Origin of the sequence: Wolbachia endosymbiont (group B) of Longitarsus flavicornis, from assembly GCF_964028135.1 — a bacterium.
Classification (GTDB): Bacteria; Pseudomonadota; Alphaproteobacteria; order Rickettsiales; family Anaplasmataceae; genus Wolbachia.
On record NZ_OZ034758.1, the window covers coordinates 895,653 to 909,330 of the forward strand.

Below are 13,678 nucleotides of genomic sequence, written 5' to 3' on the forward strand. Positions count from 1 at the left end.
GGCGGAGCTTCCCCACCAGTCTCTCGCAGAACTGCACGGAAACCTCTCGACTTATACAGCTCCCATTATTTAGCCTTTTGATCCTAACCCAAGTGTCCAATGATAGAAAATACTTGGAGACCTCTTTCTCACTTTTCCTAGAAATTGCTTTGCTAGTCTTCCGTGATCACGAAGTTTCTTATATTTTGTCCTGACCCATCTTATGAGGTATCTCTCTATATTTCTGAGAGATGGATACATCTCTGATTTATAAAACCTGCCATAGTACTGAAACCAGCCTCTGACTATTGGATCTATTTTCTTCGATATTTCCTCTAGTGTGGTCCATGTAATCCGATGTATTCTCCATGACTTTATGGTTTTCTTGATCTTCTTCTTGGCTTTGTTACTAATTGCAGGTAGAAATGAGATGAAATAATTCCTCATCTTATTCTTTGCTACTCTAGGTCTAAAAGTATAACCTAGAAAATCAAAGCTTTGTTTAGGAAATTGTTCTTTTCTATCATCATCCTTACTGTACACAATCTGTGTCTTTTCAGGATGTAACTTCAATTTACACTTAGCCAATCTTTCTTCAATCATTACTTTCATAAATCCTGCCTGTCTTTTAGTTCTGCAGTGCACTATCGCATCATCTACATATCTTTCAAATGGTACTGTTGGATAATTTTGTTTCATCCACATATCAAACGCATGGTGCATAAATATGCTTGAAATGATTGGGCTTATTGAACCTCCTTGCGGAACTCCTTTATCCCTTGTTACCCTACTGCCATCTGCTTGCTGAATGGGGGCTTTCATCCACCTCTCAACATACAGTATGACCCATTTGCAGTCTGTGTGTTTCTTGATAGCCTGCAGTGCTAAATCGTGGTCCAGATTGTCGAAAAATCCAGATATATCAAGATCTACCGTCCAATCATTTTTCCAACATCTCTTCCGTGCTGTGTATACCGCATCCAGCGCAGACTTATTTGGTCTATAACCATATGAATCTTCGTGAAATTTCGGTTCTACTAACGGCTCAAGATACATTGTAGCTGCTGTTTGCGCTATTCTGTCGAATACTGAAGGCACACATAAAATTCTTTGCCCTCCTGTATCTTTTGGTATCGCAACAGCTTTTACCGGCTCTGGAAAATAACTTCCGGATGACATCCGATTCCATAATTTGTATAGATTATCCTTTAGATTTTCTTCAAACTTTGTTATCGAGACCTCATCTACACCTGCTGCACCTTTATTTTTCGATACTTGTTTATAAGCTCTCCAAATAAGTTGCTTCGGTATATCAAAAGACTTTGTTTTATTCATTAACTCCTCCCTTTCGGTTGATAAATAATTAAAACTAAATAACTTAGCCCCTTCACTCCATTTCCATTACAGAAACTTCTTCGCTACTACGAGCTAATCCGCCCCTGTTTTTCGCATCGGTACTCTCATCCTCAGAGATCAGCTCTTTGGACTTCTCCCTTTTCATCGAAACGACAGGTTCCCGTAGTTCCATGCAATAGCCTAAAATAGATTCACGCCACTTTTATGCCGGACGCCACCTACCCAGTAAACAAGCTCCCAGTAGATTCATCCCAGGTTAACGACTACCCCCTGGTTTTGACGTCGTCTCTACGCTTTCGACACTTCATCAGTGGTTCACTTGCGTTCGTCTCTCTATTTCATACATGACACATAATTGTGCCTTTTCCATAACGCTCACTACCTTAGCTCTTTACCAAAGCAGCTTATGGCTGTTTGAAGCCTGCTCTTGCAAACCGGCTCCGAGGGGCCCTCCCTCATCTACTGCACAGCTTCAACACTTTCCGTGTTTCTACGGCGCACTGTCATCCCAGTGCCCAGACACTGGGATCCAGAAAACTTCACTTTAAATGAGCACACCAGGTGGCTGTACAATAGAAACTGGATTCCAGTGTCAAGAACTGGAATGACACCATCTACTACTCAAATTACCTGCAAATTGCAATGTTCGTACACCAAAACGCGGTATCTTGTTGTAGATTCCGCTAACAAGCAGCGGAATACCAAATTGTAGAAGTTGCTTTAGCTCTCCTCACCCTCCCTTCAAAGTAGTCTATTCTATAAATTTTTTTGTTAAACTTGATTTTAAGCCACGAACAAAATCTTTAATATCGCAAGGATTTCTTCCTTCCATTTGTACAACTTTAGGAATTAAAGTACCACCTTTTAAACTTATATGCATATTATCATTAATGATCTCACCTTGTCCTGAAGTGAAGGCTTCAAATTCAGCATCAAGTATCTTGATACGTTTATTCTCTACCTTAATGAATGCTTTTGGATAAAATGCTTTAACCTTTCTATAAGCAATTTCACAGGCGTCACTTGCGTAAATTTTATAGTCTTTTACTTTGTCAGCATAGCACGCATCGTTATCGCTCTGTTTTAAGGGAACTTGCTTTTCAATTTCGTTTAGTACTTTCAGCAGTAAATCACTACCTAATTCAGACAATTTATCATACAACGTCTTATAATTATCGCTTTTTTCAATAAGAAATTTTTTCTGTTTTAAAATAGGGCCAGAATCTAATCCTTCATCTAGCTGCATAATGCTAACTCCGGTTTCTTGATCTCCGGCTAAAATTGTGTGCTGTATCGGAGCTGCACCGCGCCACCTAGGCAGCAATGATGGATGAATATTAATACAACCATATTTGGGAATATTTAAAATTTCTTTTGGAAGTATCAATCCATACGCAGCAACAACTGCAACGTCTGGCTTAAAATTTCCAAACTTTTCTTGCTCTATCGAAGATTTTAAAGAGGCAGGAGTACATACCTCTATGTCACTTTTTTCAGCAATGATGTGTACTGGGGATTTTGTTAACCTCTGCCCACGTCCAGAAGGTTTTGGAGCTTTGGTATATACTGCTACTATTTCACTCTGTAATTTCAATAGTAAGTTTAACGTACCAACAGCAAACCCCGGCGACCCCATGAAAATAATTCTCATGGTGTTTTTGCTTTAAGCTAACTTACTATTTACAATTTCTATTAATTTAGCAAAATCATCCTTATGATTAACAGCCATCTCAGCAAGAATTTTCCTATTTAAATCAATTTCAGCAAGTTTAAGACCATGCATAAATCTACCGTAAGTAAGTCCATGTTCTCTTACTGCTGCATTAATACGTATTATCCACAAACCACGAAAATCACGTTTACAGGTTCTTCTGTCTCTGTAAGCATATTGGAGTGCTTTTTCAACTCTTTGTAATGCAATTCTATAACAATTTTTTGCCCGTCCTCTATAACCCTTTGCTAGTTTTAATATTTTTTTATGACGAGCATGAGTAGTGACTCCACGTTTTACTCGAGCCATTTTTATTTTACCTCCATTTTGTTAAATACCATAAGGCATATAAAGCTTAACTATACGCGAGTCAGATTTACTAAGAATCGTCGTACCACGCTGATTACGAATATTAGATTTACTTCTCTTTACCATACCATGTCTTTTACCTGATTGAGTAGAGATGACTTTACCCTTAGCTGTAAGGTGAAAGCGCTTTTTGACAGAAGATTTGGTTTTTAATTTTATTTTCGTCATATTCTAAACAAATTTACAAACACCACTATTTAGTTCTTTATTAGTAATTAAGTATGAGTATAGATAATTTTATTAAAGAATCAAATTAAAATTGTATTTTAAAGCAGCTTGAATGTAATCACACCCAGTATATGTGTTATACCTTCTTCATTCCCAATTGGTAGCAATACTTGCCTCATTTTAACACTTTCACTTTCTTCCTCTTCGTTAATTGAGCATTTACTCTCTATTACAGTCTCAAGTTTATCAATAACTGCATCTATTTTATATAGCCGCAAAAATGGTGCATCAATTGCATACTTATCATCGATGTACATCTTTTTTTCAAAACCATAGAATTCAATAGCTTTTTCTCCTGCATTTTCACAAATATAACCTCGATCTTTAACTTCAATGATAAAACAATGCTGCCATGACTCCATGATTTCTGCAGTGTCTATTTCATGTCTTTCTGGCCATTCTCTATCTGATCCTTTTATATCACTCCAATGTTGAGTAACTATATTCACTATTCTTCTTTCTTTGCCTGCATAATTTTCCATTCGAAATTCCACATATAAAACACAGATATGAGGTAAATTTATCGTGAATGTATTGATTTTTTCTTACTAAAGGATGTAGATTATTGAAGATTCTCATCCTGTTTACGCAACAGGTAATGATAAATTAAGTATAATAATTAGAGCATAAAAATTATTAAATGAGGAAACTGTGAAATAAACAAATTCTATTTTTGCAATATTTTGGCTAACGAATAGAATTAGTTCCACTTTCTAAAGTTATTGCACTTAATAAATAACTAGATGGAGTTTCTTCCTTAGCACTACTATGGCTTTTATTTTTTCTATTATAAAACCAACATTTAAATGGTACAGCTGCTGCGATAGCTGCTACCAAAGCTACTGCTACTGCTAACATACCTACTGTGAACACTATATTATTTTTCTCGTTTGAAGGTGTTTCCAATAATTTAAACCCTCTCAAGTTTGTATCATGAATCATAGGATTACCCAAAATATTCGTCGTATTTTGAACACTTTCTATATTTCGCACTGTAATTCCATTGCTAGCGTTTGATTTTTTCATTTCTTCCATTACTTGTTTTAAGTTTGGTAGTTCTGTTGTTGTATTTTCAATATCACCAGCTTCCAGCTTTTGCAAGTTCTCATTACTCAAAAACTCTTTGAGATACTTTTCATAAAACTCTTTTGCATTATATCTTTTATAACTTCTTATTTTCCCACTCTTGAGATCAGAAACAATATCATCAATCATCACTTTTGGATTTTCTGCATGCACTATTTCTCCTTCAGCAACAAGAATACGATAAGATGTATCGTCAAGCATACATACATACTTAAGTTTTAAATCACCTCCTCCCAATAGAAAATATATTGTTCTGTTTTGTTCTACATCTCGCAATTCTGATTCAATACTAATCCATCTATTCCTTTTTTCCTTATTGATTGATCTTTTTTTTCCTACAGTATTTTTAAATCTTCTTGACATATATTACCCCCAAGCTGACCAATATTTCCTTATGTATAAAAGATAAATTATTTAAGTCCACATCTTTTCACTAAGATTTTTATATTTTTATTATACTAAATAATACATATATTAATATCTGAATTTCTCATTGCAATTTATTATACCTTAGTAAAAACGATATAAAATTAGAGAAAGAGTTATAAAATTTTTTGTAAGATAGGAAAATTTCTTCTCCTTTGGTTCTAGAGCATATAAGTGCTGTAAGAGCTAAGTTGATGGCACTGTTGTGCCATCAAACTCTGGAATTTTACTCGACACTAATCTGAGAAGATAGATGTGCTACCGATGTAGCATTGCTGAGCAAAGATTCTATTTCTGATGTAGATCCGGAATGCTCAAGTTGAGCTTGTTCAGGAAGGTTTTTCATCGCTTTTTCAACATCGTAGCTACCTTCCCTATTTTTTCTATGCCATACAAAGTATCCTAATCCTGCAAAAGCTACTGCTAGCACTCCACCCAATATACCACCAGCAATCCCTGCTATTCCTATATACTGTCCTCCATTTATTTCGGGTAATTTAGGCCCTTCCACATCTGTGCTATTAAATATAGAATGATCTAACACTTCTTGTGAATTACTATCAAAACGGGAAACACTACTTATATCTTCAGGAGTAATTCCATAACTAGAATTTGATTCTTCTATTTCATTTATTACGTCATTAATCTCTTTAGTAGTTACTTTGCTTGATGCAAAATCGAATTCTTGTTTTGTTAAAGAAGCTGATTCGATAGTTACATCTTCCTGCATCTGATAATCAATTTCTTCAGTAGTAGATTCTCTCAATTGGCTATTTTCATCAGTTCTTTCTTTTAGCTTTTTTGAACTATCCTTACCCAATTCATCTACAAGGTTTTTTAGATATATTTTCTTAAATTCTCTATAATTATATTCTTTACCTTTTTCTATTTCTCCACTCTTAAGATCTAAAATAATTCCATCTATTGTCGATTCACGAATTGCTTGAGGAATGTCTATTGAATTTACTATTCCTGTAACCAAGCCTATCTCAGCTGCTCTAGAAGATATAGAGAGGTCTTTTACTGTTAAATTCTCTCCTTTAATTAAAAATTCTACCCTTCTGTTTTGCTCTATACTTTCCAAGTCAGATACAATTCTAATTGTTGGACCATTCATCTCCTGCTTATTTGTTGTTTCTCTCTTTCGCATCCTATTCTTAGTGTTTTGGAATTTTTTTGGCATTTCACACTCCTTAAATTAATTAACAAAAATATTATTTGAATTAACAAATACTTCTCTATGTTGGTGGATAAAATATTTAAACCTATATCTTTTTATTAAAATTTTTATGTAAAAGTTACTTTTATTATACTAAGTAATATATATATTAATATTTAGATTGATAAATTGATTTTACTTCTGTTACAACTTATTATGCATAGATAACCTCAGTAAAAACGATGAAGCTAAACGAAATTAGAGAAAGATTTATAAAATTTTTTGTAAATAATAATCACGAGCAAGTTCCTTCTTCTCCTTTGATTCCAGAGCATGATCCAACACTCATGTTTACAAATGCTGGTATGGTACAGTTCAAAAACATCTTTACCGGCACGCAAAAAACTGAAATGAAACGTGCCGTCTCAAGTCAAAAGTGTCTCAGAGCAGGTGGTAAACACAATGATCTTGAAAATGTTGGCTATACATCTCGGCATCACACATTTTTTGAAATGCTCGGAAATTTTAGCTTTGGTGATTACTTTAAAGAAACTGCGATAGAATTTGCGTGGAAATTTATTACTGAAGAATTGTCTCTTGATAAAAACAGACTATCCATAACTGTTTACCACACTGATGATGAAGCATATGAAATTTGGCGTAAGATAAGTGGCTTTTCAGATGATAAAATCATAAGAATTACAACAGATGATAACTTTTGGAGCATGGGCAATACTGGTCCATGTGGCCCATGTTCTGAAATCTTTTACGATCATGGAAATTCCGCTTTACATGAAGACGACAGAATTGTTGAAATTTGGAACCTGGTGTTCATGGAATTTAATAAAGATGAAGAAGGTAATTTACAAAAATTACCAAAAAAATGCATCGATACCGGAATGGGCCTTGAAAGAATAGCAGCTGTTATGCAGAACGTTCATGATAACTATGATATTGACCTATTTTCTGCTCTGGTAAGTAAATCGCAAGAGTACTGTGGAAATACGGAAAATAAAGTAGCTCATAAGATTATCGCAGATCACCTTCGTGCAGCTGCATTTCTCATCGCAGAAGGAGTGCTTCCTGGAAATGAAGGAAGAAATTATGTACTACGCAGATTGATCAGGAGAGCAGTACGTTATATCCACCTACTTGGATATAATGATTCTCTATTGAACCTTGTTTTTCCTGCACTCATAGATGGCACAAGTTTGGCTTATATGGGAGATGCTTATCCAGAGCTAATCAGAGCTAAAAGCTTAATAGAAACAACGTTAAAATCAGAGGAAGAAAACTTTAAAGACACTTTAATGAAAGGCATTAATCTCTTGGACAAATTCACTGCAGATTTAAAATCAGGTGACACTCTATCTGGAGAATCAGCATTCAAACTATATGACACTTATGGATTTCCTTTGGATATCACACTTGATATTTTGAAAGAAAGGAAAATAAATTTTGACCAAAAAGGTTTTGATAATGCAATGAAAGAGCAAAAAGAAAGAGCACGTGCTAATTGGACTGGATCTGGTGAAAAATCTGTTGAACAAGTATGGTTTAATTTAATCGATCAGTTTGGCAAAACGGAATTTGTTGGTTATGAACGTGATGAAGTAAAGGATGCAACAGTACTCGCAATAATTTCCTCTAAAAATGAAGTAATTGATTCTGCAAAAGAAGGAGAAAAGATAACTATTATACTTGATAAAACACCTTTTTATGGAGAGTCAGGTGGACAAGTGGGAGATATTGGAAATCTTATACAGTCTGATGGAAGTATGGTAACAGTCGAAAATACCAACAAGATTAATGACTTGTATTTGCACAGGTGCGTCGGCTCAATTTGTAAAGGTAACACAGTTACAGCTAGTATTAACAAAAAAAGAAGACAAGACTTAAGAAGAAATCATTCAGCTACACATCTTCTACACTTTGCACTCAGAAAAATCTTAGGTGATCACGTTACTCAAAAAGGTTCTCTAGTCGCACCAAATAGACTAAGATTTGACTTTAGTCACAATAAGCCAGTCACTCAGGATCAGCTGTCTTCAGTAGAAGATATAGTAAACTCTCTAATCAGAGAAAATCTTTCTACGTCCACAAAAGTTCAAGGTATGGATGAGGCAATAGACGAAGGAGCGATGGCCTTATTTGGTGAAAAATATGGTGATAATGTTAGGGTTGTAAAAATTGGAGATTCAAAAGAATTATGTGGTGGTACACACGTGGAGCGTACCGGAGAAATTGGTTTGTTTAAGATAGCAGCAGAATGTTCCGTTGCATCTCGAGTAAGAAGAATTGAAGCTTTAACCGGTCAAGAAGCAATTAATTATGTACGCAATAACGAAATTAGCTTAAAAAAAGTTGCAGAATGCGTAAAAGCACCAGTAAATGAAATAATAAGTCGACTCAATATTTTAAGCCAGGAGCGCAAAGAATTTGAAGTCAAAATAAAAAATCTTTATAAAAAGCTTATCAGTGTAGAAACTGTAAAAAGTACCGAAATAAATGGAATAAATTTCGTAAGCCACACTTTCAATAACGTTCCAGGAAGTATAATAAGGGAATTTGCTCTACAGCAACAAAAACCGAAAACTGTAATAGCCTTCATGGTAACAGAAAAGGATAAAACAGTTTTGATTGTCAAAGTAAGTAAAGATTTAACTAATAAGATCAATGCAAAAGAGCTAGTATCTACTGTAACCAGAAGGGATTGCGGTGGAAATGCCGAACTTGCCCAAACAGGCTGTGATAACAATAAAATAGATGATGCCATTACAGCAATCCATAGCAAAATAACAGCTTGCAAAAACTAATACACTCTACTGCCTCGGTATCTTTTAACCATGAGCGAAGGTGTTATGCAAATCGGGGTAGAGAAGACTTAACTGTCAAATGAGCATATCAGGTAATAAGAACTGGATTACAGCTCCATGCTCTGGAATGACATCATTTTATTCATCAAAGTAGCAGCTTTATAACGGCAGTGCACAGAGGCGTCATCAAGTAGCGCTTCATTGTCATCCCAGTTTCAGCTACTCGGATGACACCATCATAGAGATCAGCTACTTGGATGATAAAAGTAAGAAATATCGAGGTGTTGTGCTAGACTTTATACCTCTTGCATTCAAACTCACATAAATCATGAATTATGCATGTTTCACACGAAGGTTTTTGCGCTTTGCAAACATATCTACCATGCAAAACTAGCCAATGATGAGCATAAAGTAGGTATTTTTTTGGCACTACATTCAAAAGAGACTGCTCTGTTTTAAGTACATCTTTTTCTTTCACAAGCCCAACTCTATTGCTCACTCTAAAAACGTGAGTATCAACTGCCAATGTTGGAATACCAAGCCCTGAATTTAAGAACACATTAGCGCTCTTTCTCCCAACCCCTGGTAAAGATACCAAATCATCGAAATTAGTAGGCACTTTGCTATTGTACCTCTCAATCAATATTTTACTGAGCCCGATTATATTTTTTGCTTTGGAATTATATAAACCAATACTGCTTATGCATTTTCTCAGCTCACTTTGCCCAAGATTCAACATTTTTTCTGGCGTATCAGCGATACTAAATAGCTCCTTTGTAATTTTATTAACACTTATATCGGTCGTCCGCGCTGACAGAACTATTGCAACTAATAACGTAAAATGATTGGTATAATTTAGCTCTATTTTTGGCGCAGGATTTGACTGTTGAAATTTTTCAAATATTAATTCTACTTTTTTTGAGTCCATGCATAGAGCTAAAAGCTTATACTATACTGTTTGCTGTGCAAATTCAATTGCTCGAGGATGAGGTAGTCCTTCAGTATTAACATCAGACATATCAGTTTTTACCTCATCAAAATTCCTTTCAGCAAATTCGCTTGCCACTTCTGTAAAACACTTTCTAACAAGAGGCATAATTATCGGCATTAATAGCCTTAGTGGATCATACCGTCCTAACAGATCAGTCTCCTTTTGCACTCTATCTCTTGGATCTTCCTCTAATAAATCTTTCATGTGTTTTTCAGTGTATATTTCACAACCTTTTGAAAATGTAGGACTAAATATCTCAGTAGCTAGCAGTGCTAACAATGATAAAGTACCAAATATTGTCACATCAACATAAAGACTATTAGAAATAAACCCTCTATCATCAAAGAACCTGTTCATAATCTTTTGAGGAGGAAAGAAGTAAAAGCAAATTTGTAGGCTAGTATTAAGTTTACGCTCGCAATTTTTCCAAAGTCGCCTACATTTTTCCAACCAGGCAAAAGAAGATCTCTCAACAACCCATCTTTTTGGCAATACAGCAAAGGTGCTTCACCTCAACAGTTGCACCAATAGTTACTTTCATCTGTGTTGCAAAATTTTCTCCAGTGTAGCCTGCATCAACCAGTATGTTTTTAACTTCAGAGAGACTTTCTTTAGCATTTTTAACCATTGTCAAAGCACTGCTACGATCAGTTATTTCTGCCGTTGTTATATGAATTGCGTGTGTCAAACCTTGTGTATCAACTGCGATATGACGCTTTATTACTGAAATTTTCTTGCCAGCATCATAACCTTTTTCTTCAGCAGTATCGGTATTTTTTACACTTTGGGCATCAATGATGCAGAAGCTTGTTTTGGTATTCCGACCACTGTTCTCTCCAACCAATTTTTTTTAAGACAATTTCTAGAACACTTTCTCTATCTTCATTCGTTTTTTTACTCCATTTCTTGAAGTAATCGTAAAAATTTCGCCATCTTGGAAACTCTTTTGGAAGCATTCGCCATTGACAGCCACTTTTTAGTACATAAAGCACACCACAAAATAACTCATATAAACCTAACCTTCTTAGCTTTGTTTTCTTTCGCACGCTTTCTAAAATTAGTCTAATCTTTTCGAATTTTTCACAACTTATGTCACTTGGATATGTATTCCTCATACTTTACCTCATGTCAACTATACCTCATCTTACCATATTCAGAGATCACTTACAGGCTCTTAGGTTAATATAAGCTTCCATTCAATTTAATACACTACAATATTACATATATTAGCTAATTTGTTAATAGATTTACAAATATTAAATTATTGCTATTCTAAATTTAAGTGTTAGTTAACTGAGTTTACAATGAGTATTAGAAATTTTTTTACCAAGGCAATCGTTCTCCTTTTAGTTTGCTTATTAATCTTTATGGGGATTGGCAATCTTTTATCAAATGATGATGAAAGGAAAGAATTAGCTAAAGTAGGAAAGGAAGTTATAACATCAGATGAATATAAATTACTATATCAAAATTATGAAAAGCAAATTTCTGGATCTGATGTAAGTAAAGAACAAGTAAAAAAGCTGAAATATGATTTACTTAACGCACTTATAGAGCAAAAACTATTGTTTAACCTAATTAGCGAACTTGGATTAAAAGTTGGAGAAGAATCTATCAAAAGCCATATAAAAAATACCAAGTACTTTCAGGACGATAAAGGAGAATTTGACCATAATAAATTCCATCAAACTCTAAATAGCCTGCATATAACAGAAAAGGAATATATAGAAAAACTAGAGAAAATCCTGCCTGCAATGATGTTCATGACTTCGTTATTTAAAGATAATTATCCGATAACTTTTGGTGAGAGTGTTGATGAGCAGATATACAAAAATCGCTACCAAACTAGAGTAGTTGATATTGTTAAAATAACTGAGAATGCAATTACAGACGTTCCTGAACCAGATGATCAAGCCTTACTTGATTTTTATGAAAGAAATAAGTCCAATTTTTATTACCCTGAGTATCGAACTGCGCAATACATTTCTCTGGATCAAAAATATTTTGAAGATCAAATCAGAATTTCAGATGAAGAGGTTGATAGTATAATAGAACATCAGGAACTTAAAAATCAAAGAGACATATTCAATGTGATATTTCCTACCAAAGAAAAAGCTGAAATAGCAAGAAGAGCACTTGAAGAAAGTAAAGCAAGCTTTGAACAAATAATAGAAGAGTTTAATAAAGTGAAACTCGATGAAACCAGAGTAAATAATATAACTAAGGATTTCTTACCTGAAAATATGAGAGAAAAGGTATTTGCTCTCAAAACAGGTGAAGTAAGTGAAGTTTTAACAAGCAATTTTGGATGGCACGTAATAAAGGTAGAAAGCATACATCAAATCTCTGATGAAGACTTGGTTGATTTAAAAAAAGACATAAGGTCAGTTTTAACCAATCAAAAGTCTTTTGAAAAAGTCAATGATTTCATAAATCAAGTGAATTATAAGATATACAATGGTGCAACGATTGAAGAAATCTCCAATAATTACAATTTACCTATACAAACCATTGGTCCAGTAGATGCTAGTGGGAAAGACCAAAGTGGTAATGAAGTAGGAAATTCCAGTGATTTCATTTCTTTCATTTTTTCACGCGAGAAAGATCAGAAGAGTTATTTTAAGGGTGTTGGAGATACTGTTGTTGGTGTGAAAATCAGTGATATCGTTCCTCCTAAATTACAAAATTTTGAAGAAAGTAGGGAATCAGCCATAAAGCTTTGGCGTAGTGAATTTATAAAAGAAAGAATGTTTAAAATGGGACAAGAAGTAGCAGTTCAACTAAGAGAAAAGACAGATTTGGAAGAAATGCAAGGTATAAAATTGGTTAAAGGCCAGCAAATACAACGCTATGAACAAAACTACCCTTTTTCTTTCATAGAAGAGATTTTCAATATGAAAACAACTAATTCGGTAACAGATCCTATTCAATACAATAATGAAATTATAATAGGCGTTCTAAAAGAAATGCATTCATCAAATGGTAAATTAAACATGCTTGATACCGGAAAACGTGTGATGATATCGCTAAAGGAACAGTTAATTAGCTATCTAAAATCAAAGTATAGAGTAGAAGTTAATCATGCTATGATTGATGATATATAAAAAAGTTTATTATCTTCCTTTTATGAGTGATTGGAGGGGGCTATATTGTATTTTTAGGTAAAAGAGGTACAATTAGTTTGACTTGAGCTGTTTATTGTATTTAAATTGTAATTAATATATGAATAAAGGTTGACATGGCAGTTAAAATAAGGTTAGCAAGGTTTGGGGCAAAGAAACGTCCTTTTTATAGGATAGTTGTAGCCGATTCACGAGCACCAAGAGATGGGCGCTTTATTGAGAGAATAGGACAATATGATCCAATGTTGCCAAAAGACAATAAAAATCGTGTTGTGGTAAAAGCTGATAGATTAAAACATTGGCTAAGTGTAGGAGCGCAAGCAACTGAAAGGGTAATGTGGTTCATTAAAAAAGGCATAGTAGATTTAGAAACAGAATCGAAAAAAATAGAAAAGAAAAAAGTTGAGAAAGTACAAGGGCAAGAAGCATAAGTCC

At 34.4% G+C, this 13,678-nt stretch carries 13 protein-coding genes and 1 pseudogene; 3 read left to right on the forward strand and 11 right to left on the reverse strand.

From position 1 onward, the window contains the following. Positions 1 to 69: 69 nt before the first annotated feature. The 8 genes from ltrA to ABWU45_RS04195 form a co-directional block, all read right to left on the reverse strand. Positions 70 to 1,314: a group II intron reverse transcriptase/maturase gene (gene ltrA, locus ABWU45_RS04155; RefSeq protein ID WP_007302363.1), complete on the reverse strand. Its 1,245-nt coding sequence runs from the start codon at positions 1,312 to 1,314 to the stop codon at positions 70 to 72. Between the two features lie 52 nt (positions 1,315 to 1,366). Beyond that, complete coding sequence (locus ABWU45_RS04160) at positions 1,367 to 1,507, reverse strand: hypothetical protein (RefSeq protein WP_019078704.1); 141 nt, start codon at positions 1,505 to 1,507, stop codon at positions 1,367 to 1,369. A 579-nt stretch (positions 1,508 to 2,086) separates the two neighbouring features. Continuing rightward, entirely contained in the window at positions 2,087 to 2,986 is a 900-nt protein-coding gene (fmt, locus tag ABWU45_RS04170; protein WP_353277898.1) for a methionyl-tRNA formyltransferase, read from the reverse strand. A 12-nt stretch (positions 2,987 to 2,998) separates the two neighbouring features. Next, positions 2,999 to 3,355: a 50S ribosomal protein L20 gene (gene rplT / locus ABWU45_RS04175; protein ID WP_063630562.1), complete on the reverse strand. Its 357-nt coding sequence runs from the start codon at positions 3,353 to 3,355 to the stop codon at positions 2,999 to 3,001. A gap of 21 nt (positions 3,356 to 3,376) precedes the next feature. Then, positions 3,377 to 3,583, reverse strand: coding sequence for a 50S ribosomal protein L35 (gene rpmI / locus ABWU45_RS04180; RefSeq protein ID WP_010402777.1), 207 nt, complete (start codon positions 3,581 to 3,583; stop codon positions 3,377 to 3,379). Positions 3,584 to 3,681: 98 nt separating this feature from the next. After that, positions 3,682 to 4,125 (reverse strand): PAS domain-containing protein, encoded by a 444-nt coding sequence (locus ABWU45_RS04185; RefSeq protein ID WP_108784319.1) that lies wholly within the window; start codon positions 4,123 to 4,125, stop codon positions 3,682 to 3,684. Positions 4,126 to 4,330: 205 nt separating this feature from the next. Then, positions 4,331 to 5,092, reverse strand: a complete 762-nt coding sequence (locus ABWU45_RS04190) for a hypothetical protein (RefSeq protein WP_353277900.1) — start codon at positions 5,090 to 5,092, stop codon at positions 4,331 to 4,333. A 289-nt stretch (positions 5,093 to 5,381) separates the two neighbouring features. Then, positions 5,382 to 6,338 carry a hypothetical protein gene (locus tag ABWU45_RS04195; RefSeq protein ID WP_353277902.1) on the reverse strand — a complete coding sequence of 319 codons (957 nt, stop codon included), beginning with the start codon at positions 6,336 to 6,338 and terminating at the stop codon, positions 5,382 to 5,384. A gap of 218 nt (positions 6,339 to 6,556) precedes the next feature. On the opposite strand from ABWU45_RS04195, the gene alaS reads away from it, so the two are divergent. Beyond that, a complete protein-coding gene (gene alaS / locus ABWU45_RS04200; RefSeq protein ID WP_353277904.1) occupies positions 6,557 to 9,130 on the forward strand; it encodes an alanine--tRNA ligase in 2,574 nt (857 codons plus the stop codon). Positions 9,131 to 9,419: 289 nt separating this feature from the next. Here the strand turns inward: alaS and nth are convergent, their stop codons facing one another. The 3 genes and pseudogenes from nth to ABWU45_RS04215 form a co-directional block, all read right to left on the reverse strand. After that, complete coding sequence (gene nth / locus ABWU45_RS04205) at positions 9,420 to 10,058, reverse strand: endonuclease III (RefSeq protein ID WP_108784611.1); 639 nt, start codon at positions 10,056 to 10,058, stop codon at positions 9,420 to 9,422. A 21-nt stretch (positions 10,059 to 10,079) separates the two neighbouring features. Beyond that, positions 10,080 to 10,478 carry a hypothetical protein gene (locus ABWU45_RS04210; protein ID WP_353277906.1) on the reverse strand — a complete coding sequence of 133 codons (399 nt, stop codon included), beginning with the start codon at positions 10,476 to 10,478 and terminating at the stop codon, positions 10,080 to 10,082. Between the two features lie 15 nt (positions 10,479 to 10,493). Then, positions 10,494 to 11,236: pseudogene (locus ABWU45_RS04215) on the reverse strand (IS5 family transposase); the annotation flags it as partial. 189 nt (positions 11,237 to 11,425) lie between these two features. Between ABWU45_RS04215 and ABWU45_RS04220 the strand changes: the two are divergent. Beyond that, entirely contained in the window at positions 11,426 to 13,225 is a 1,800-nt protein-coding gene (locus tag ABWU45_RS04220) for a peptidylprolyl isomerase (RefSeq protein WP_353277907.1), read from the forward strand. A gap of 134 nt (positions 13,226 to 13,359) precedes the next feature. After that, positions 13,360 to 13,674, forward strand: coding sequence for a 30S ribosomal protein S16 (gene rpsP, locus ABWU45_RS04225; RefSeq protein WP_006015540.1), 315 nt, complete (start codon positions 13,360 to 13,362; stop codon positions 13,672 to 13,674). Positions 13,675 to 13,678 lie beyond the last annotated feature (4 nt).